This is a genomic window from Sphingomonas yabuuchiae, from assembly GCF_014199595.1.
In the GTDB taxonomy this organism is placed as follows: domain Bacteria; phylum Pseudomonadota; class Alphaproteobacteria; order Sphingomonadales; family Sphingomonadaceae; genus Sphingomonas; species Sphingomonas yabuuchiae.
Map to the genome: position 1 here is coordinate 1 of NZ_JACHNX010000013.1, position 18,601 is coordinate 18,601.

17 protein-coding genes are annotated in these 18,601 nt (G+C 64.4%); 6 read left to right on the forward strand and 11 right to left on the reverse strand.

Annotation, left to right across the window (positions count from 1 at the left end):
- Nucleotides 1-321 precede the first annotated feature (321 nt).
- The 3 genes from GGQ89_RS14460 to GGQ89_RS14470 all read left to right on the forward strand — a co-directional run bounded on the left by GGQ89_RS14460 (nt 322) and on the right by GGQ89_RS14470 (nt 2,411).
- Nucleotides 322-588 carry a hypothetical protein gene (locus GGQ89_RS14460; RefSeq protein WP_184106168.1) on the forward strand — a complete coding sequence of 89 codons (267 nt, stop codon included), beginning with the start codon at nt 322-324 and terminating at the stop codon, nt 586-588.
- A gap of 97 nt (nt 589-685) precedes the next feature.
- A complete protein-coding gene (locus tag GGQ89_RS14465) occupies nt 686-1,495 on the forward strand; it encodes a hypothetical protein (protein WP_184106169.1) in 810 nt (269 codons plus the stop codon).
- An 85-nt stretch (nt 1,496-1,580) separates the two neighbouring features.
- The gene (locus GGQ89_RS14470; protein ID WP_184106170.1) at nt 1,581-2,411 is read left to right on the forward strand and encodes a hypothetical protein; all 831 of its coding nucleotides are present in this window, start codon (nt 1,581-1,583) and stop codon (nt 2,409-2,411) included.
- 283 nt (nt 2,412-2,694) lie between these two features.
- Here the strand turns inward: GGQ89_RS14470 and GGQ89_RS14475 are convergent, their stop codons facing one another.
- From GGQ89_RS14475 to GGQ89_RS14490, 4 genes are read right to left on the reverse strand one after another with little or no spacing between them, the layout of a single operon-like run.
- On the reverse strand, nt 2,695-4,101 hold the full coding sequence (locus tag GGQ89_RS14475; RefSeq protein WP_184106171.1) for an efflux transporter outer membrane subunit: 1,407 nt from the start codon (nt 4,099-4,101) through the stop codon (nt 2,695-2,697).
- Nucleotides 4,098-4,988, reverse strand: coding sequence for an HlyD family secretion protein (locus tag GGQ89_RS14480; protein WP_184106172.1), 891 nt, complete (start codon nt 4,986-4,988; stop codon nt 4,098-4,100). The genes GGQ89_RS14475 and GGQ89_RS14480 overlap by 4 nt, the downstream gene beginning before the upstream one ends.
- Nucleotides 4,985-5,200 carry a DUF1656 domain-containing protein gene (locus GGQ89_RS14485; protein ID WP_097383938.1) on the reverse strand — a complete coding sequence of 72 codons (216 nt, stop codon included), beginning with the start codon at nt 5,198-5,200 and terminating at the stop codon, nt 4,985-4,987. Before GGQ89_RS14485 ends, GGQ89_RS14480 begins: the two co-directional genes overlap by 4 nt.
- Complete coding sequence (locus GGQ89_RS14490) at nt 5,197-7,332, reverse strand: FUSC family protein (protein WP_184106173.1); 2,136 nt, start codon at nt 7,330-7,332, stop codon at nt 5,197-5,199. The genes GGQ89_RS14485 and GGQ89_RS14490 overlap by 4 nt, the downstream gene beginning before the upstream one ends.
- A gap of 88 nt (nt 7,333-7,420) precedes the next feature.
- Between GGQ89_RS14490 and GGQ89_RS14495 the strand changes: the two genes are divergently transcribed.
- Nucleotides 7,421-8,197, forward strand: coding sequence for an AraC family transcriptional regulator (locus tag GGQ89_RS14495; protein WP_240456307.1), 777 nt, complete (start codon nt 7,421-7,423; stop codon nt 8,195-8,197).
- A 102-nt stretch (nt 8,198-8,299) separates the two neighbouring features.
- Here the strand turns inward: GGQ89_RS14495 and GGQ89_RS14500 are convergent, their stop codons facing one another.
- The 4 genes from GGQ89_RS14500 to GGQ89_RS14515 form a co-directional block, all read right to left on the reverse strand.
- Nucleotides 8,300-9,136, reverse strand: coding sequence for a DMT family transporter (locus tag GGQ89_RS14500; protein ID WP_184106175.1), 837 nt, complete (start codon nt 9,134-9,136; stop codon nt 8,300-8,302).
- 39 nt (nt 9,137-9,175) lie between these two features.
- Nucleotides 9,176-9,550: a VOC family protein gene (locus tag GGQ89_RS14505; protein WP_184106176.1), complete on the reverse strand. Its 375-nt coding sequence runs from the start codon at nt 9,548-9,550 to the stop codon at nt 9,176-9,178.
- Between the two features lie 121 nt (nt 9,551-9,671).
- Entirely contained in the window at nt 9,672-10,079 is a 408-nt protein-coding gene (locus GGQ89_RS14510) for a VOC family protein (RefSeq protein WP_184106177.1), read from the reverse strand.
- Nucleotides 10,080-10,388: 309 nt separating this feature from the next.
- Nucleotides 10,389-11,138, reverse strand: coding sequence for a nucleotidyltransferase domain-containing protein (locus tag GGQ89_RS14515; RefSeq protein WP_184106178.1), 750 nt, complete (start codon nt 11,136-11,138; stop codon nt 10,389-10,391).
- 560 nt (nt 11,139-11,698) lie between these two features.
- Here GGQ89_RS14515 and GGQ89_RS14520 point away from each other — a divergent pair.
- On the forward strand, nt 11,699-13,801 hold the full coding sequence (locus tag GGQ89_RS14520; protein WP_184106179.1) for a TonB-dependent siderophore receptor: 2,103 nt from the start codon (nt 11,699-11,701) through the stop codon (nt 13,799-13,801).
- 508 nt (nt 13,802-14,309) lie between these two features.
- Here the strand turns inward: GGQ89_RS14520 and GGQ89_RS14525 are convergent.
- Entirely contained in the window at nt 14,310-14,720 is a 411-nt protein-coding gene (locus GGQ89_RS14525; protein ID WP_184106180.1) for a MarR family winged helix-turn-helix transcriptional regulator, read from the reverse strand.
- A gap of 119 nt (nt 14,721-14,839) precedes the next feature.
- Here GGQ89_RS14525 and GGQ89_RS14530 point away from each other — a divergent pair, with 119 nt between their 5' ends.
- Entirely contained in the window at nt 14,840-15,928 is a 1,089-nt protein-coding gene (locus tag GGQ89_RS14530; RefSeq protein WP_184106181.1) for an FAD-dependent monooxygenase, read from the forward strand.
- Nucleotides 15,929-16,110: 182 nt separating this feature from the next.
- Here the strand turns inward: GGQ89_RS14530 and GGQ89_RS14535 are convergent, their stop codons facing one another.
- Together GGQ89_RS14535 and GGQ89_RS14540 are read right to left on the reverse strand one after the other, a co-directional pair.
- The gene (locus GGQ89_RS14535) at nt 16,111-17,802 is read right to left on the reverse strand and encodes an FAD-dependent oxidoreductase (protein ID WP_184106182.1); all 1,692 of its coding nucleotides are present in this window, start codon (nt 17,800-17,802) and stop codon (nt 16,111-16,113) included.
- Complete coding sequence (locus tag GGQ89_RS14540) at nt 17,799-18,293, reverse strand: MarR family winged helix-turn-helix transcriptional regulator (protein WP_184106183.1); 495 nt, start codon at nt 18,291-18,293, stop codon at nt 17,799-17,801. Before GGQ89_RS14540 ends, GGQ89_RS14535 begins: the two co-directional genes overlap by 4 nt.
- Nucleotides 18,294-18,601: the final 308 nt, after the last annotated feature.

Below are 18,601 nucleotides of genomic sequence, written 5' to 3' on the forward strand. Positions count from 1 at the left end.
ACACGCTACGATCGCTGCCCCACGGCCTTCTTTCCCGCCGTTGCTCTCGCGGCCACCGTCATCTTCTGGCTGTGATCAACGAGTCCTGACCCTAGAATAGATGCGATCCTCGCCGATCAGCTATCCACCGCGTTTCTGAAATACCGCGTCGAGGCCATCGACAAGGCCGGGCCTCGCACCGTCGGAGCGTGGAAGCTCTACCCCATCCGCTACAATGTCTGCTTTGCGTCTCACGACTCCATCCAGCAGAAGGCCAAAGTCGATTATGTCAGCTGGGAGGGACCGGTCCAGGTCGTCATCCAGATGATACCTGCCAAACCCATGGCCGCCAGCAAGGGCACGGGGACGATCGATCTTTATGGGGCACCGGGGCGCACGCCGCGCACCACCGAGGCCAATTGGGTCGCCAAAGGGCCCGCCGTGCAATGGACATTCGACGTCGGCGCGCAAGACGAAGACTTCGTGATGCAGCTCCACCAGCTGGTCCTATCAACCCACACGACGCTGGACCGCATCGACGTGCCGCCTACCGACGCTGCTGTGTGGGTATTCCTCCAGGAATACCGCGATCCGCGAGACGCCAAATAGCCCTGACCACCCGATGTAGCCGGAAAGCGGCTGCGCCAGACATCGACCGACCGTCTCCCATCCCCCGGTCCTTTGTCTCTTTTGGAAAGGCACATCCATGCCCCGACGTCATCTCGGCTGGGCGACCAGCCTCGTGCTGCTGGCCGCGGCCCCGGCAGCTTATGCCCAATACACCACAACCAACCCGCAAACGGTCTCCGATACCGACCGCTTGTTCGACGAACCCTTCCGCCCGCTGACCCGGGGTTGGATGATGTGTACGGCCACCGAAGGCGTACGCCTCATCGAAGCGGGCCAGACCGACTTGGCAGCTGCGCAACCGGCACGCATGGCCTGTACGCGCGAATGGGCCAACCTGCGCGGTGTAGTCGGCAAGGCCATCGGCCTGCCCCGTGCCGACCGCGCGCTGGGGCAGCTGTTCGAGAGCTTCAAACTCAAGCTGCGGGGTGACTATCTGGCCAGCCGTGTGACTGCGATCGATGCGGATGCCCCCCTCACTCTGGGGGTATGGGCCATGTACCCCATCCGCCGTGGCATCTGCTATGTCCGCACCCGTTCGTCGGACCGGCGCTATGAGTACAAGATCGGGCGCACGGACGGTGATCCGACCCTGCTGATCACCGGCTATAGCCGGGGGATAGTGACAAAGGGCGAAACCCGCGCCACCCTCGACATCATCAGTCCAGACAACACCCTGTCTCGCCCGGTCGACATCAGTTGGAAGCCCGTCGGCTCCGATATCCAATGGCAAATCCCACTTGGTGACGATCAGCTGACCGCCCTGACCCGGGCGACCAGCATTGCCTTGCGCTCGGGCGGCACCGTCAACCGCTTCCCCTTTCCCGACCTGCCCATGTCGGCGCGCGACTTCATCAGCAACTGCCCGGCACCCCTGCCCCGGCACTAGCAGTCCATGCTGACGGTGCTTGGCGTGCCCGACCGCCCGCCGTCTCCCATCCACCAGTCCTTTTCCCGTCTGAAAGGCACACCCCATGTCCAAAGCCATCATCATGCTGGGCGCAGGTCTCATCCTGCTGCCCGGCTGCAAGCCTGCCGCCAATGACGCCAATGCGCTCCTTAAAGCCGGTGACGCACGCATCTGCGTGGCACCCGAAGTCGAAGACACGCTGCGCGAAATGATCGCGCCCAAGCCCGACTTGGCCAAAGCTTATTCGGTCACCTTCAGCAACGCCACTCTGGAGAGCTATGATCCCCAGGTCCACAAGGCCCAATCCAACACCAGCGTGACGGTTCAGGGCCCCGGCGGATCGCTGATCGACCATGCCCCGCTCAACATGGCGGTCGCCCCTTCAGCGCGTGACGACGGCCAGCTCCTCGTCACCGCCCAAGGCATTGATGCCTATCACCAGCAATTGGTCGACGATAATACCGAACGGGCCGAACGCGCAGCATCCGAGGAAGCCGATAAGGCGGCCGAAGAAAAGCTGACCGCACTGGTCAAACCCGGTTGGCTGATAGGGCGTTGGGTGGGAGCAAAGACTGGCAGCGATGCCTGCTCACAAAAAGGCTATTTCGGCTTCATCAAAGGCGGCGTCGCAGACTTTGGCGATGGTGCCAGCTTCCGCTGGACGATGCAGGGTCGCCGGGTCAGTATGATCGGTACGAGCGGCAGTTTGACGTTTGATATCACAGACGCAGACAACGACACCATGTCCACGCTCTTCACCAATGGCGAAACGCAGGACTTCCGACGCTGTGCCCCCAGCGAAATTCAGGCCGCCGGTCAGCCCGATCCCGAAACTGATATGCCGCCATCGGAAGATACACCTAGCGGCGACACGCCTATGCCAAGCATGGGATAATTCGACCCGGTTGTGGACGTTCGCCGACTCCTTTCAGCTCCCCACCTTCTGCCATTCATTCATGTTGGCAGCCGGGGAGGAGCTGAGCCCTAGCCTGCCCGATGAGCCGCCAACTTTCCCAAAAAGGATCGAGTTATGGGAAAGCGGAACGCCTCTCATAAACGTTCCCGAATGACGGCCATTCATTGCTTGAGTCTGTGCCGACCGCCCAAACAACGACGCTTGGCCTCAGGCAAGCGCGGATAATCAGGATGTAGCGCTTGAGCCACAAGTTTTATCGGCCTCACTCCCAACCGCCGCCGAGTGCAAGGAAGAGGTCAATCTGCCGATCGACCAGGCTGGCGCGCGCGAACGACAGGCTTGTTTGCGCGTCGGCGTAGCTGGCCTGCGCGTTCAACACGTCGAGGAACGGTGTGCGACCGAAGCGTTGCAGCTTTTCGGCGTCCCCGCTTGCCTTGCCGGCAGCTCCCGCCGCGCGTTCCAGCGCGTCCAGTCGGTCGCGTGACCGCGCATAAGCGGACAGGGCGGTTTCGGTCTGTTGAAGGGCCAGCAACACAGAACCATCGAAGCCCGCGAGCGCGGCGTCGCCATCAGCACCGGCCTCATCGATCCTCGCACGGACCGCCTTGCGGTCGGGAAAGGACCAGGAGACCAGCGGGCCGAGACTGAAGCCGAACGACGAAGGCGCCAGCGCACGGCCGACCGACGTGGCGGTTCCCGCCGAACCGCCGAGGCTGATACGGGGGTAAAGATCGGCTTCGGCGACTCCGATGCCGGCGGTCGCGGCAGCGAGCAGCCGTTCGGCTCGCCGGATGTCAGGGCGGCGCTTGAGCAGCATCGCACCGTCGCCGATCGGCAGCGGGCGACGGAGCGACGGTATCGTCGTGCAGCCTTCCAGCTCGCGTGGATAGTCGGCCGGAACGCGTCCCATCAGCGCCGCCAGCGCGAACAGCGCGGCACGCCGGTCGGCGAGGATGTCGGGGATGGTGGCTTCACTGGCGAAGACGGCTGCGCGTGCGCGATCGCTGTCGAAGCGTGTCCCGCGGCCGCCGCGCACCATTCGTAACGCCACGTCGAGGGTCGAACGCTGGATCGTGACGACGTGCCGCGCAGCGGCGAGCGCGACGCCGTCGGCGCAGACGCGCGCATAATTGCGGGTGACAGCCGCCGCCACGACCACGCGCACATGGTCGCGCGCGGCAAGTGTCGCCTCTGCCTGTGCGTTCGCCGCCTCGATCCCCCGACGGATGCCGCCCGCCAGATCGAGCGGGTAGTTGAGATCGAAGCCGAGCGCGTAGCTGAGCGGCGCCGGCAAGGTCCCGGTCGGCCCGCCGATGCGGGCGCCCGCCGCCTGGCCGCTGATGCCCGTCGTGACTGTGCGCGCGGCCGCGGCCTCGCGCACGATCGCGCTCGCCCGGCGCAGATTGGCATCGGCCACGTGCAAATCGGTGTTGGCGCCAAGTGCTTCGGTCACATAGGCATTGAGCCGGGTATCGCCGTAGAGACGCCACCAATGCGGTGGCAGGTCTGCCTGGGTCACGGCAGGATCTCGACTGCCCAAGAACGGCGCGGACGCCTGCGGTCGATTGACGATGGCTGCGGGCGGTATGCGGTAGTCCGGTCCCGCTACGCAGCCGGCGGCCAGCAGCGCAAGGCTCGCCACGAAGGTGGGTGCGAGCAGGCGCCTCACGGGCGGCCTCCCGCCGCGATCGCGGCGGGCACGATCTCGACCGTCGCGGTCCGCCCCGCGATCAGGCGCGTCGTCGCGGGCATCCGGTCGATATGCACGCGGACCGGGATACGCTGGGCGAGCCGTACCCAAGAGAAGGTCGGCGCGACTTTGGGTAGGAGGTTGCCGGTATCGTCGCGCTGGTCGTCGGCGATCGCAGCGGCGATACTCTCGACATGGCCGAGGATCTCGCCATCGTCGCCCATCAGGCGAATGCGGGCGCGATCTCCGATGGCCACGTTGTGCAGCTTCGTCTCTTCGAAATAGCCTTCGATCCGGAGCGAGGCGGTGTCGACAAGCGCCATCGCCTGCGCCCCCGCCGCGAGATAGTCGCCGGGGTGGATGTCGAGGTTGGTGACGGTGCCGGCAACAGTGGCACGGATTTCGGTACGCTGCATATCGACCATCGCGACGTTGCGGTCGGCGATCGCGCGCGCCAGTGCCGCTTCGGCTGTCCTGACTTTGGCGACATTCTGCTCGCGCGCCTCGGTCGCGACGAGATCTCCGAGCGCAAGATCGCGCCGCGCTTCCTTACGTGCTTGTTCGAGTTGCGCTTGAGCCTCGGCGATGGCGGCATCGGCGCGGCCGATAGCGGCGGTGAGGCGTGGCCGGTCGAGGACGATTAGCAGCTGCCCGGGACGGACGACCTGATTGTCGCGGACCGGCACCTGGGTGACGAGACCGCCGACGTCGGTCGAGATGCGCACCACGTCGGCACGGACACGACCGTCGCGGGTCCACGGCGTGCGTTGGTGACGGTCCCACAGGTGCAGCGCCACCAGCGCGGCGATAGCGACAAGCGAAAGCGTAACGGCGTAGCGCCCGAGCAAGGCGAGATATGGCTTCATTGGAGTAATCCAGTGGCAGGCAGGCTCTGCACGAGCAGGCCGAAGACGATGACGAGGACGGCAAGCTCGACGACGGGCGGCAAGGCGAGCCGCCGAGATGCGCCGGTGGCAGAAAGCAGACGAAGAATCGCGACCGTCAGCACCAGCGCCAAGCAGGCGACTGCCAGCAGACCGGGAATGAGCACGCCACCGATGACGATGTCGGAGATCATGCCGCGACCTCGCCCTGTGGCACCGGCGCCAGCGCGAACCGCAGGTCAGTGAGTGGATCGAGCAGCGCGCGATCTGCCTCTGCCGCGTCGGCGATCCGCGCGGCCATCGCGTCGACACTGCGGCTGAGTTCGGCGAGGCTCGGCGCGCTGGCACTCCCAAAATGTGCCGCGACGTCCGCCAGCACCGCCCGCGCGTCGTCCGCGACCGCTCCGCCCTGCCGACCGAGCCGACGATGCAACCGTCCCGCCGCATGCCCGATGCGCAGGTGGCGCAAGGTCTCATCCAGCGTCGCCTTCGTCGGCCGCGCCGACAGGGCGAGCCGCGGCATCAGCAGCGCGGCGCGGTCGATCATCAGCCCGGTCCATGCCGCCTCTGCGGGACCACCGCCTCGCGCGCGGCGTGCCACGTCGCGGCGACCGAGCCGCAGCAGGCGGTGGATGGCGGCATCGGGGGCGACGGTCTGAAACAGCGCCATACTCACCGTGCCGAAGCCGACGCCCACGAACAGGGCGATGCTGCTGTTGACGGCGTCGGCGAAATCGCCGCCATATTCTGCCCCCAGCCCGACCAAGATCGGAATTGTCAACGTCATGCCGAGCGCCATGAAGGCGGTTGCGGGCCGCGCCTGCAAAGATCCGGCGAATAGGAAGGTGGGTGCAAGCACAGCGAGCAGGGTTGGGAAGTCGAAGACGCGCGGCAGGATGACGAAGCTGTAGGCCAGGCTGATCGCGACGCCGTAGATCGAGCCGACAATGTACTTTCGGACGAAGGGAACGGGATTGTCGACATTGCCGAACAGCGCGCAGGTAACCCCCAGCATCGATACAGCCAGCCCGCCATCGGGCCATGCCGACCAAATCCAGGCGAAACAGCCGAGCGTGATCCCGACGATGGCGCCCGCCCCGGCGCGTGCCGCCATGACGGGATCGCGGTGGAAAACGTAGCCTTTAACCCGCTTCTTGACGAAGAGCGGCTCTACCGCGCACGGCGACGCCCCCGTGATTACCTCATGCCAAAGCCGGTCGCCGTCGTGGAGCAGGCCGACCAGGTCGGCGAGGTGCCCCGCGACATTGGCCGACTGCGCATCTCCGATGTCGGATTCACCGTGTGCGAGCGAACGGGCATGACGGATCAACCAGAGCGCGCCCGCCTCCCGCTCGACAAGTTCGTCCGAGGCGATCCAGGCGCGAACGTCAAGCACGAGCTGCGCCAGTTTCACCGGCATGCCCAAGCGACGAGCACGAAGGGCATCGATCCGCTCCTCGACGTCGGCTAGGAGCGGCAGCAGCCGCGCCAGTCGGTCGTGCAGCAGCTGCACCGACGCAGCACTTGGCCTTCCCGCGACCGGATCATAGGGAAGGTGCGTCGCCAGCCCCCGCAGCGTGAGCAGGTCTAGGGCCAGCCGGTGGCGGTCCTCGCGGCGCTCGTCCTCCGAAACCTCACGCAGCGCGTCGCCAGCGAGCTGGCGGGCATCGCGCAACGTTGCCGCCAGCTTCGCCTTTAATTGGCCGGTCATTGGTCGAGGCATCACATAGCGATGGACCAGCACCGCACACAGGATCCCAAGTGCGATCTCCTGCACCCGCACCGATGCGGTATCGAAGATTGTGTCCGGTGCCGCGACGGCGGGGAAGCCGATCAGGCTGGCGGTGTAACCGGACAGCACGAAGGCATAGGCGCGGGGTGTCCGGTCGAGCAGCGACAGGAACAGGCACAGGCCGATCCATCCGGCCAGCACCACGCTGCACACCAGCGGCTCGTTCGCGAATGTCGGGATGATCGCCACCGTCGCGATCGCACCGACCAGCGTGCCCGCCAGCCGGTAGACGCCACGCCCCAGCGAGGCTCCGGCGCTAGGCTGCGACACAAGGTAGACTGTGACGATCGCCCAAGACGGGCGCGGCAGCCCGATGCGAAGCGCGACATAATAGGCCAGCAGCGCGGCAACGAAGCTCTTGGCGGCGAACAGTAGCGCCTCGACGTCCGTCTTGACGACCGGGTTGCGCAGCGGGTTGCGCAGCGGGTTGCGCAGCGGGTTGCGCAGCGGGTTCCGCCATCGCGGCCACTGCCACTGGGGCAGCGCGATTTCGGGTCCGATCCACCCGCCATACCAGAAAAGCCAGTATCCCATCGCTTGTTGATAGTCACTCTCAGCAAGCTATGATATTAGCTATCCAGCCAATCTATCCCTATAAACTGCCATCTTGATGTCACGACCTATGTTAGCCACTGCCATCCTGGATCCGGACGCGGCGGACGCGACCGCGATCGCGCACCGGCTCGACTTCACCGACCATGCCGCCGAAGTGCCCACCCATGTCCATCGCAAGGCGCAGCTGATCCTGGCGTCGCACGGCGCGGTCACCTGTATCGCCGCGGACGATGTGTGGATCGTGCCGCCGGGCTGCGGCATCTGGATTCCGGGCGGGGTGCCGCACAGCGCACGCGCGACCGCGAATGCGCGGGTCGACTATCTGTTCGTCGAGCCCGGCGCGAGCAGGCTTCCCGACCATTGCTGCGCACTGGAGTTGACCGCGATGATCCGCGCGATGATCGATCGCCTAGCGCACGAGCCGAGCGACTATTCCCCGGACGGACATGCCGCCCGCCTGGCCCGGGTGATGCTTGACGAGCTGGCCGAAATGCCGCGCCGGCGCCTGAACCTGCCGGTGTCGGGCGATAGCAGGATTCGCGCCATCGCCGACGCGCTGACCGCCGCGCCGTCGGACCGCAGCACGCTCGCCAGCTGGGCCATCCGCGTCGCGATGAGCGAGCGGTCGCTGGCGCGGCTGATGCTGCGCGAGACCGGCCTGACCTTCGGCCGCTGGCGCCAACAGCTCCACCTCGTCGTTGCGTTACGCGAGCTGGCGAGCGGCGCCAGCGTCCAGCAGGTCGCGGCCGAATTGGGCTACGATTCGGTCAACGCGTTCATCACGATGTTCCGCAAGGCGCTCGGCACCACGCCAGCACAGTATTTTGTGCAGCGCCGGGCATGAACTGCTCTGATCGCGGAAACCTCGCCGCCTCACGCGGTAAGACGCGCTCATCCGGATCGCGAGCGGTCGCTCACCCCAGCAACGTTCCGATCTGTCCTCTCTTCAGCCTGCATGTCCGATCAGAAGAGCCCCCATGGCGACAACCAGGCAGGCCGTGATCCGATAACGGCTCAGTCTTTCGTGCAGGAAGACGCGTCCGATCAGGGCCGCGAAGACGACACTTGTCTCCCGCAGCGCCGACACCGGTCCCATCGTGCCGTGCGCCATGGCAAAGATGACTATGCCATAGGCCAGAAGCGAGGCGAGCCCCCCACCGGCCGCCACCAGCATTTCCCTGCGCCCGCGCACCAGAGAACGGGCATCCCGCAGCACGATGTAGGTCACCGGCGCGAGCAGGCCCCACGACAGGCACATCCAGACGGTGTAGCCGACAGGCGAGCCGGACAGCCGCACCCCGACGCCATCGGTCACGCTGTAGGCACCGATGAAGCAGCCGGTGCCGAGCGCGAAAAGTAATGTCTGCCGCCCGATGACCCGTCCTTGGAAGGCCAGCGCAACGATGCCGCCCGACACCAGCAGCACGCCCGTCCGACTGAGCGCGTCTGGCAGCTCGCGCGCAAAGACTGCAGCACCGAGCGAGACCAGAAGCGGCGAGGCGCCGCGGGCGATCGGGTAGGTCTGCCCGAGATCGCCTTGCCGGTAGGTGCGCACGAGGAAGAGGTTGTATCCGACGTGCAGCAGCGCCGATAAAGCGACACAGCCCCAACTCGCTGTTGCGGGAACCGGCACGAAGGGCGCCATCAGGGCACAGGCGAGTGCAATGGCGATGCACATGATCGTCATCGACCAGAGCCGGTCGCCGCCTCCGCGCAGAAGGGCGTTCCAGCTCGCGTGCAGAACCGCCGCCAGAAGGACGATCAGGCTGATGCCGATGGACATGAGCCTCCTTGCCCAGCTGGATGGTAGAGTTCCATGAAGCTACCGCCTCGCCTTTGTCCGCGCGGTCAGCTTATGGCCATCCGGATCACGGAGATAGGCGACGAAAACGCCGTTCGGGCGCTCGCACGGTGGGGTTTCGATCGATGTGCCGCCATGCGCGGTGCCGGCCTCGTGCCAAGCGCGAACATGATCGGCGCTGATGGCGGCAATGCCGATGGTTCCGCCATTGGCGACAGTCGCCGGGTGGCCATCGATCGGCCGGGTGATCATCAGCCGCCCACCGTCGTGGTCGTAGATCAGCCGGCCTCTCTCATCCCTCTCGCCTGGCTTGCCGCCCAGCGCCGTGAACGTAGCGTCATAGAAGGCTCTGGATCGCTCAAGGTTGTTGCTGCCGATCATGATGTGCGTGAACATATGTCATCCCAAGAATAAGACCGGACATACGGGATTGCAGGCCGGGCTGTTCGCTGGTTCGTTTGAACGGCATCGCAGTCGGAAATGGCCGGCGGATGGCTCCGCCGACCAGAAACGAACCTTACTGCCGGTCACCATGATACGCTTCTTCGGGGCCTATCGGCGTCAGAGTCGTCACTTCGATAAAATAGCCGCCCTTTGCCCTGAAATAGAAGGACCAGGCACCATGCGCCTCGTGCGGCGCCTGCGTTCCCCAGCCGTCGCCGCTTAGGCGGGCATACAGGGCATCGACGGCATCGCGCGACTCTTGGATGAAGCCGACATGCAGAATGTCGAGCTGCTTTGGGTAGTCGAAGCCGTCGAGCTTGTTTTCGAAATGGTTGAGGATCAGCACAAGGCCATCATCGTCCTGCATGATCGCCATCTTCGTGCTGCGCACGACTAGCGTGCGCAGCCCGAAATAATGCTCGAACATAGCGCGGTCAGCTTCGGTGTCGTGGCTGTAGAGGTTGATGTGATTCAGCTTCATGGTCGTGCCTTTCCGTTGGTGAGACGGACACGAGCCGATCGTGGTCAGACAACGACGACCGGCCACGCACGAGGGCAATCCTCGTTGTGTCCGGCCATGGCCAAGAGCGGCGTCACCCGCTCAAGCGTGACTGTCTCGCAAGAGACCGCAGGTTGTCACCATACCTGCATCGCTGTCTTTTTAGGCGCTTAACAATTTAATCCGTGTACACTGTGCGTCAAGCGAAGGGAGCTGGCTTCTCAAAAACGAACCACCAGCGAGACGGCCGGGGCATTCCCATTGGGATCGAGTTACGGGAAAGCGTTTCTTCTAAGCGACGCGCCATGATGCAGGTGCCTCCCGACGATCCCCGTCGAAGAGCGTGCCGCCATGCGGGGCCAGTTCGGCTTCCGCGAGAGCGATTACCGGACCAGCATCGCCCTTTGCGAACAGCACTCGAAAGGCATCGTCGAACCGGCTCGCAAGATCGGCATCGATGTTCGTTAGAAGGCGTGGAGCCCATTTGCCCGTCCCGTTCCAACGGCGCCGGCCACGCAAGGCGAGTTCCACGAGCTTGGGATGAAGCATGGCTCCTATCGCCAACAGCTCCTGCGCCGTTCGATCGCCGCGAAGATCGTCCACCGCGTCCGTGATCTCATATCGTAGCCCGTTCAACGTTGCGGCTGAAAACGGCAGCGGTCCGCGGCTCAACCGCGCCGCTACTTCACCGCGCAGAGCATTAGCCCGCTCCTGACCAGGACCGACTATCTTACCTTCTACAATCATATTGAGGATGCTGGGGCGGCCCCGCGCCACGTCTTCGTTGACGAACCATGCCAGCGTTTCGGGGTCATGAATAAACGCCTCGATCGGCACGCCATCGACGGTGAAGGACTCCCGCCGCGCGGCGTCGAGGCGATCGAACACGACAACCAAGTCTATGTCGGACAGGTACGTGCCTTCCCCGCGCATGATTGACCCTGCCGCATAGGCGAAGGCCGCGCCGTCGTAGCGGGTATGGAACACGGCTTCGGCGATCGTCAGCGCCTCCGCCGGCGTGGGGCCGGTTCGTTTCACCATGAGGCAGCTTACTTTCTTCGCTGCAACGTCGGCAACGCCGCATCTGCCGCTCAGCAACTACCGATCGGGGACGGTCAGCGACAGCCGGGGCATTCTCTTTGGGATCGAATTTGGCGAAAATTCATGGCTTCCCGAAACCACAGCACGGCATCAGACGGGAATACGATTGCTGCCGGTTGGTCGCGGTAGCCGACGCTGGTGAGTATCACGACCGTGCAATTATGACACCTTCGACTGTCGCCAATGCCGCTATCGGGTCATCCGCGTTCTCCTCGAATGGCAGCGGCGAGCGTCATAGTTAAGCCCGCGATTATAGTTGAAGAATAGCGGGGTCCCTCGGACGAGAGTGTCAACGCGCGCGCCGCCTCGGCCTACCCGGGGGAATTGTTGGCTTGAAGCAAGCCGAGGTTGCTCGCGCGAGTGATGGTTCTAGAAAGCGGGCGTCCGACCAGCGCTGCGATCCGCAGGACGGGTATGGTCATGTAGGTTATGCCATGATTGATTTGCGAATCACTCTCAATCGCACTAGGCGCCCCTGAACACATAAGGGGACCGACATCATGAAGCCCATCATCCTCGCCGGGGTTGCGCTCGCCGCGATCGCCGCCCTGCCCGCCCGCGCGGCCGCGCCGGAGGATACCGACCGCCGCACCGCCGAAGAGATCGCCGCAGACCGGGAACGCGAGATCGTGGTGGAAGGGCGCCGCGACCAAGCCTTCGCCGGCACCAAGACCGAAACGCCGCTGATCGAGGTGCCGCAGCCGCTCACCGTCATCCCGGACGACGTCTATCTGGCGCAGGGCGCGATCAATATCGCCGACACCGTCCGCTATGCCGCTGGCGTCAACTCGGACGCCTATGGCCACGACACCCGCGTCGACAGCTTCACCATCCGCGGAGTCAATGCGCTGCAGTTCCGCGACGGAATGCGCGACATCTTCAGCTATTATGCCAGCATCGCGTCCGACCCGTATAATTTCTCGCGGGTGGAGGTGGTGCGCGGCCCCGCCTCCGTCCTGTTCGGGCAGGGCTCGATCGGCGGGATCGTCAACCTCGTGTCGAAGACGCCGCTGTTCACCAACAGCGCCGACCTGAACCTTGTCTATGGCAGCTACGACCGCAAGGAAGTGCTGGCCGACGTCAACGGCGTGGCGGGCGATACGCTGGCGGCGCGGATCGTCGCGCGGGTGCGCGATGCCGATACCTATGTCGATCACGTCCCCGACGACCGGATGATGATCGCGCCGTCCGTCACCTGGCGGCCGGGCTCTGCCACCGATGTGACGCTGCTCGGCCTCTATCAGGACGATCATACCGGCTCGACCGCGAACTTCCTGCCGATCGTCGGCACGCTGCGGGACAATCCCGGCAACCCGCGCCTGCCGCGCTACCTGTTCGTCGGCAAGCCAGGCTACGACCGCTATGACGGGCGGCTGCTCCAGGGGTCGGGGATCGTCACCCACCGTTTTACCGACGACCTGAAGCTCAGCCTGAAGGCGCGCTACATCGACAGCGACGTCGATTATTTCACCCATTACCCCAACAGCTACAGCAACCCGACCAACCCCTATGCTGCCGGGAGCAACGGGCGGCGAATCGGCCTGTATGCGGGATCGTCGGTCGCGCGGCTCAACGTGTTTTCGACCGACAACAACGTCCAGTGGCGCTTCCACACCGGCCCGGCGGTCGAGCACACGTTGCTCGCCGGCGTCGACTATAGCTGGAACCAGGTCCGCAAGAGCGACAATTACGGCTATCAGGTGATCGACCTGTACGACATCGACTATACGTCGATCGTCGAACCGCCGCTCGTTGCCCCCTTCACCCGCGACACGCAGAAGCAGCTCGGCCTCTATGTCCAGGACCAGATCCGGCTGTGGGACCGCGTCTCGATGGTGCTGGGCGCGCGGCGGGACCGGGTGCGCGGGGCCAGCCTGAACACCACGACAGGCACCACCAGCCGCACCACTGACACCGCCACCACCTTCCGCGCCGGCATCATCGGAGAGGTCGGCGCCGGCCTGTCGCCCTTTGTCAGCTATACCGAGAGCTTCCAGCCCGTCGCCGGCCGCACCGCCGACGGCACCCCCTTCCGCCCGCAGACCGGCCAGCAGTTCGAAGGCGGCGTGAAGTGGCAACCCGACCGCGCGACCTTGGTCACGCTGACCGCCTTCCACATCGAGGAGCGCAACCGTCCCATCGCCGATCCCAGCAACCCGCTCGGCCAGATCCAGGCGGGTGAGCTGACCACCCAAGGCTTCGAGCTGGAGGCGACGCGCACGCTGCCCGGCCACTATGACCTGTCGCTCGCCTATGGGTATAACGACGTCACCGGCGATGCGGCTGCCAGCGGCTATCTGTCGCGCCACACCGCCTCGGCCTGGGGGACCAAGACGTTCGAGGGCAAATGGGCGACGCTGCGGCTGGGCGCGGGTGTGCGCTATCTGGGCCAGCAGGTGTCGAGTAACGCCGCCTGGACGATCGTCACCCCTGCGCGCACGATGGTCGACGCCTTGGTGGAGTTGGAGCGCGACCGCTGGCGCCTGCGCGTCAACGCGACCAACCTGCTCGACAACCGCGCCTATGCCTCCTGCCTGGCGCGCGGCGACTGTTTCGTGTCGGCACCGCGCAACGTGATGCTGTCTCTGGGTTATCGGCTGTAGGGGCGATTGGGGCGCACGCGTAGGCTCGGAGACGCTGCTGAAGAGTACCCTCCCCTTCATGGGAGAAGCGGGGGGGGCGTTTCTGAAAACGCGCCGCTAGAATGAGCCTAGAAGGCAAGGGGTGCCCTTCCCGAAAACGAACGGCCAGCGGGACGACACACGCAACTTCCGTCTTCCTGAAGCGCCCGGCGAGCCGGCTTTCTCGAAATCTGTTCCCGATTGCGTTTTCCCGAAACGGTTTGTTGGAGATGGAGAAACGGGAGTGCTGCGGGTTGGTAGATCGGCCGGTTTCAGGATGCCGCGCCGATCTACAAAACGGCCGGGAATGGTTCGGAACGCGTCGAGCAGCTATACGGCCGGGCAGACCCAGATCCGGTCATTCGCGCCGTCTTCATTGCTCCCCAACTTCAGACGTTCATTCATGTTCGGAGCGGGGAGTCGTGCAGCCAGCATCGGGGCAGGCCGGGCGGTCGTTAGTTGTCCCAAAATCGATTAAATTTTGAGACAATCAGTCCGCCGCGATGTTGTTCGCCATTCGCGCAATGAAGCTGTGGAAGAGCCTTAAATCAGCCTCGGTGAAACCGCTCCGCGCCTTGGTGTCGACGGCGCGCAGCGCATCACGGCCTGGTGCCAACCTTTGTAGCGCGGCATCGGTCAGTGATATCAGGCTGCTGCGACGATCGTCGATAGAAGGTTCGCGGCGAACGAGGCCCTCGCGCTCCATCCGCCCGAGAAGCTGCGCCATGCTCGGCTGCTCCACGCCAGCGATGCGCGCCAGATCGCTCTGCGTCCGCCGTTCGCCATCCTTCAGCGCGACCAGCACGGGAAGCTGCGATGCGGTAATCCCTGCCTTACGCAGTTCGTGATCGCTAGCTCGGGTTAGCAGGCGACCCAGATGGGCGATCACAATTGTTGGCATTTGTTCTGGCCGCCACTCCTCCTCATCAGACATCATTGCATAGGCTCCTATGATTATATATATAGGCACCTATGGATAATCGCCATTCCGGACCAGCGCAACGCCCCCGCATTGCCGTCGTGGGCGCAGGCCCCGCTGGGCTGACCTTCGCCAATGTCCTCCACCGTCATGGCTGGAGCGCCACGATCTTCGATGGCGACGCATCGGTCGATGCCCGCGATCAGGGCGGGATGCTCGATCTGCACCCCGGCGAGGGCCAGCTTGCGCTCGAACGCGCCGGTTTGCTGGAGCGCTTCGTGGCGATCGCCCGACATGAGGACCAGGAACAGCGTCTGCTCGATCATATGACCGCGGCAGTCCTGCATGAGGATGTTCCCCTACCGGGAGAGGGCCAGCGCCCCGAAATCGACCGGCTTGTGCTCCGCCGCTTGCTACTGTCGCCACTCGGTGAATGGGACATCCGTTGGGCGGCACGGGTTCGCGAGGTGGTGGCGCATCCGGATGGCGGACACGCCCTACGCCTCGACGATGGTGCTGTCGGCCCCTTCGACCTTGTGGTGGGTGCGGACGGGGCCTGGTCGCGTGTCCGCCGCGCTATCACGCCGATCATGCCCGACTATACGGGCATCTCCTTCGTCGAGTTCTGGCTGACCGACGTCGACGATCGGCACACTGACCTGTCACGTCTCGTCGGCCGCGGCACCATGTTCGCGCTTGGCGAGAGCAAGGGGTTAATCGCGCAGCGAAACGGCAACGCTATGATCCGGGTCTATGCCGCCTTCCACCGTGATCTGAACGACGAGGAGCTGACGGGCAGACCGGCGATGTTGGGGGCTGATACGGTGTTGGCGCTGTTCGACAATTGGGCCACTCCACTGCGCCGTTTAATTGCGGATGCGGATCGGTTGGCTGCCGTGCGCCCGATCATGGCGCTTGCGCCCGCTCTCGATTGGCCGACGCGGCCGGGGCTGACGGTGATTGGCGACGCCGCGCATGTGATGCCGCCGCTCGGCACCGGGGTGAACCTCGCGATGCTCGACGCCGCCGATCTAGCCGACGCGCTGGTCAGTGCTTCGGATTGGCGCGAGGGCGTGGCGACTTTCGAACGTGGCATGTTCGCACGGGCCCGTGGAATTTCGATCGCGTGCCAGCACGGTTTTGCCGAGATGTTCGGTGCCGATGGCGCCGACAACGCCCTCGATCGTTGACGGGGATGAACCCGCACCGCGAGATCCCCCTTGAAAATCCTGAAGCGGAAAGCCGAAGGCGCTTAAAATCCCACGTTTGAATACTATAAGAACGATCGCCTTCAGCCGTGTGTAACAACCGTTCGGTTGTAACACCGTGCCAAGCACACCCTTCCAAGCATGAAGCTTTATCGTTGCACAGGTCAGAATGTTGCGTTGCCGAAAATGCGCGTGCAATAGGCGGAAAGCAGCTCGGGCCGGTCGGCCCGACCACGGTAGGCGATGTGACCATCAGGCCGGACTAGAACCACCACACCGTCGCTGATCCCGTAGGCGGCATGCGCTTCGTTATCGAGATCAGAGAGCACAAGCGCATCCTGCTCGCCCGCGACTGCCGTGCCCAGCACCAGCCTCGGCCTCACCCAGCTCCATGACCTGACGGCGGCGAAGGCCGCGCGTAGTTCCGGCAGCGCCTCCGCCTTGCGGCCATCGAAGCCGAGGAGTGCCCAGCCCCAGGTCCGGCCATCGGGATTGTAGAGATGCGCAAATAACGTCGTTGACGATCCGTCCGCCGCGATCACGCTGGCATCCGGCGCGCGCTCACCGGCCTTGACCGCATGGCGACTGACAAGATCGCCGATGCTGCCCAGATGATCCTCGCTGAGCGGGCTGTCGGGATAGGCGACCGTCAGTTGCTGGAGATCGGCGCTTCCCTGGATGAGCGTGCCGATGTTGGGCAGGAACCTGGCGGCGACGTCCATCGCGGCATCCTTGATCTTGCCGCGGTAGACGCTGTTTTGGAAGCCGCGCACCTGTTGCGCGTCGAGCCGGCGATGCTCTCCGCCCCGTTCCTCGTCATAGGAGTCAAGCAGTACCGGTCCGCCCTCACCTGCCAACAGCATCGCCAGTCGCCATGACACCCCGATCGCGTCGTGGAAGCCGGAATTCATGCCCTGCCCGCCTGCCGGCAGCGACAGGTGCCCGGCGTCGCCCACGAGCAGCACGCGATCCTTGGCGTAATGCGCCGCGGCCCCGTGCTGAAACCGGCTGTGCGTCAGCCAGATCGGGTCGGTAAGCGTAAGGGTTTCGTCCTCGGTCACTTCGCGCGCAATGGCCTGCATCTCCTCCAGCGTAGGATCGCGATCGGGAATGCCGGTGTCGTCGGCAAGGAAGAACAGGCGGTGATAGCCACCCCACACTGGCAGCACCCCGCAAAATCCGCGTGGATAGTAGAAGAACCAGAGATGATCGAAATCCGTGGATCGCCGCCAGCTAAGCTTTGCGTCAATCTGCCGGTTCATGCAGTTCAGCAGCTTTTGCGGCTCGAACCCCAGGCCCAGTTCGCCGCGCACGAAGCCTTTCGATCCGTCCGCGCCGATCATGTAGCGGCAATGCAGTGTCTGTTCGGGACCGGTTGCCGAGTCCTCGTCATCCTCGCTGACCGACGCGACCGTGAGCGTCACGCCGGCGTCGTCCTGTACGAAGCCTACCAGCTTCAGCCCGCGCCGGATGCGCGCGCCTTTGGTTTCGGCCTGCTCGCCTAGAGTTCGCTCGATCACATCCTGCCCGCTGTAGAGGACGGGACCATAGGGGCTGTCCACATCGGCGATGGCGACAGGATCGACCGGGCGGCCATTGAGCAAGGTATTGACGCGGGTGATGGCGAACGCGTTTTCAGCAATGGCGTCGCGCACGCCGATGCTCGCGAGAAGCTCTTGCGGGCGAGCCCATAGATTGTTGGCTCGCGACCATTCCTTCACGTCGTGCCGCTGTTCGATCAGCAGACAATCGACGCCGTGGTGAGCGAGTGCGCACGCCGTCGTCAGCCCGATCGGGCCACCCCCGACGATGATGACGTCGGCATCGAAGGCGCGTGGTGGGGTTGCGTCGGTCATGCGAAATCCTCCGGCTGGATGGGTGTTGTCGCCGCGGACCGTGATGCGAAATAGTCGGTCATGGCGCCGTTCATCTCGCGCAGCACCGCGATGGCGACGGCGAGGCGATCGGAGCCAACGCGATCGAGAATGGCAGCGTCGAGCGGAACGACCGCCTGCTCGGCCCCGGTCAGCGCCTCCCGCCCGGCGAGCGTGAGCACGATCAGCTTGGCCCGCTGGTGGTGCGGATTGGCTTCCATCGTGACAAGGCCATGCCCGACCAGCAGATCGACGACGCGCTGCACCGCTTGGCGGGTCAGACCCATGTTTCGCGCGATGTGCGAGACGGGCAACGGTTGGGACGAATAGCCGAGAGCCCCAAGCACCTGCCACCAGGCGGTCGTCAGGCCGGCGGCTCGGACCAGCTCGTTCCCCGCGTCCACAAGGCGGCCGTTCGTCTCGAACACCGCAAGCGCGAGGTCCCGAACTGTCGGGACTCCATCATCAATCATTGCATCACCATGTCATTATGACAGCATGTTGCGTAAATGGCTGTAGATCGAGGTTGTTCCCGCAAACCTGATCAATGCAGATTCAACAGCGGGTTGCCTTCAGTGCCAGCTTAGACCCTGACCCGGTTGTTTTTGAGTATACCCTCTGAGTCCCTACTCTGGCCGGTCCGATTTCCGCCCAAATGGAACATCAAAAATTCGGCTCGGATTGGCCCTTTGGTCCACCTGGAGTCATAATTAAGGAAGACCAAAAGGCACCCTACCAAGCGGCACCGCAGAAGCTCCTTTGAGGATTGAAGCTCTGCGTC

Coding starts and splice junctions, on each gene's coding strand:
- GGQ89_RS14460 (WP_184106168.1), top strand. CDS start 322: ATGGCCGCCAGCAAGGGCACGGGGACGATCGATCTTTATGGGGCACCG.
- GGQ89_RS14465 (WP_184106169.1), top strand. CDS start 686: ATGCCCCGACGTCATCTCGGCTGGGCGACCAGCCTCGTGCTGCTGGCC.
- GGQ89_RS14470 (WP_184106170.1), top strand. CDS start 1,581: ATGTCCAAAGCCATCATCATGCTGGGCGCAGGTCTCATCCTGCTGCCC.
- GGQ89_RS14480 (WP_184106172.1), bottom strand. CDS start 4,988: ATGAAGCCATATCTCGCCTTGCTCGGGCGCTACGCCGTTACGCTTTCG.
- GGQ89_RS14485 (WP_097383938.1), bottom strand. CDS start 5,200: ATGATCTCCGACATCGTCATCGGTGGCGTGCTCATTCCCGGTCTGCTG.
- GGQ89_RS14490 (WP_184106173.1), bottom strand. CDS start 7,332: ATGGGATACTGGCTTTTCTGGTATGGCGGGTGGATCGGACCCGAAATC.
- GGQ89_RS14495 (WP_240456307.1), top strand. CDS start 7,421: ATGTTAGCCACTGCCATCCTGGATCCGGACGCGGCGGACGCGACCGCG.
- GGQ89_RS14500 (WP_184106175.1), bottom strand. CDS start 9,136: ATGTCCATCGGCATCAGCCTGATCGTCCTTCTGGCGGCGGTTCTGCAC.
- GGQ89_RS14505 (WP_184106176.1), bottom strand. CDS start 9,550: ATGTTCACGCACATCATGATCGGCAGCAACAACCTTGAGCGATCCAGA.
- GGQ89_RS14510 (WP_184106177.1), bottom strand. CDS start 10,079: ATGAAGCTGAATCACATCAACCTCTACAGCCACGACACCGAAGCTGAC.
- GGQ89_RS14515 (WP_184106178.1), bottom strand. CDS start 11,138: ATGGTGAAACGAACCGGCCCCACGCCGGCGGAGGCGCTGACGATCGCC.
- GGQ89_RS14520 (WP_184106179.1), top strand. CDS start 11,699: ATGAAGCCCATCATCCTCGCCGGGGTTGCGCTCGCCGCGATCGCCGCC.
- GGQ89_RS14525 (WP_184106180.1), bottom strand. CDS start 14,720: ATGCCAACAATTGTGATCGCCCATCTGGGTCGCCTGCTAACCCGAGCT.
- GGQ89_RS14535 (WP_184106182.1), bottom strand. CDS start 17,802: ATGACCGACGCAACCCCACCACGCGCCTTCGATGCCGACGTCATCATC.
- GGQ89_RS14540 (WP_184106183.1), bottom strand. CDS start 18,293: ATGATTGATGATGGAGTCCCGACAGTTCGGGACCTCGCGCTTGCGGTG.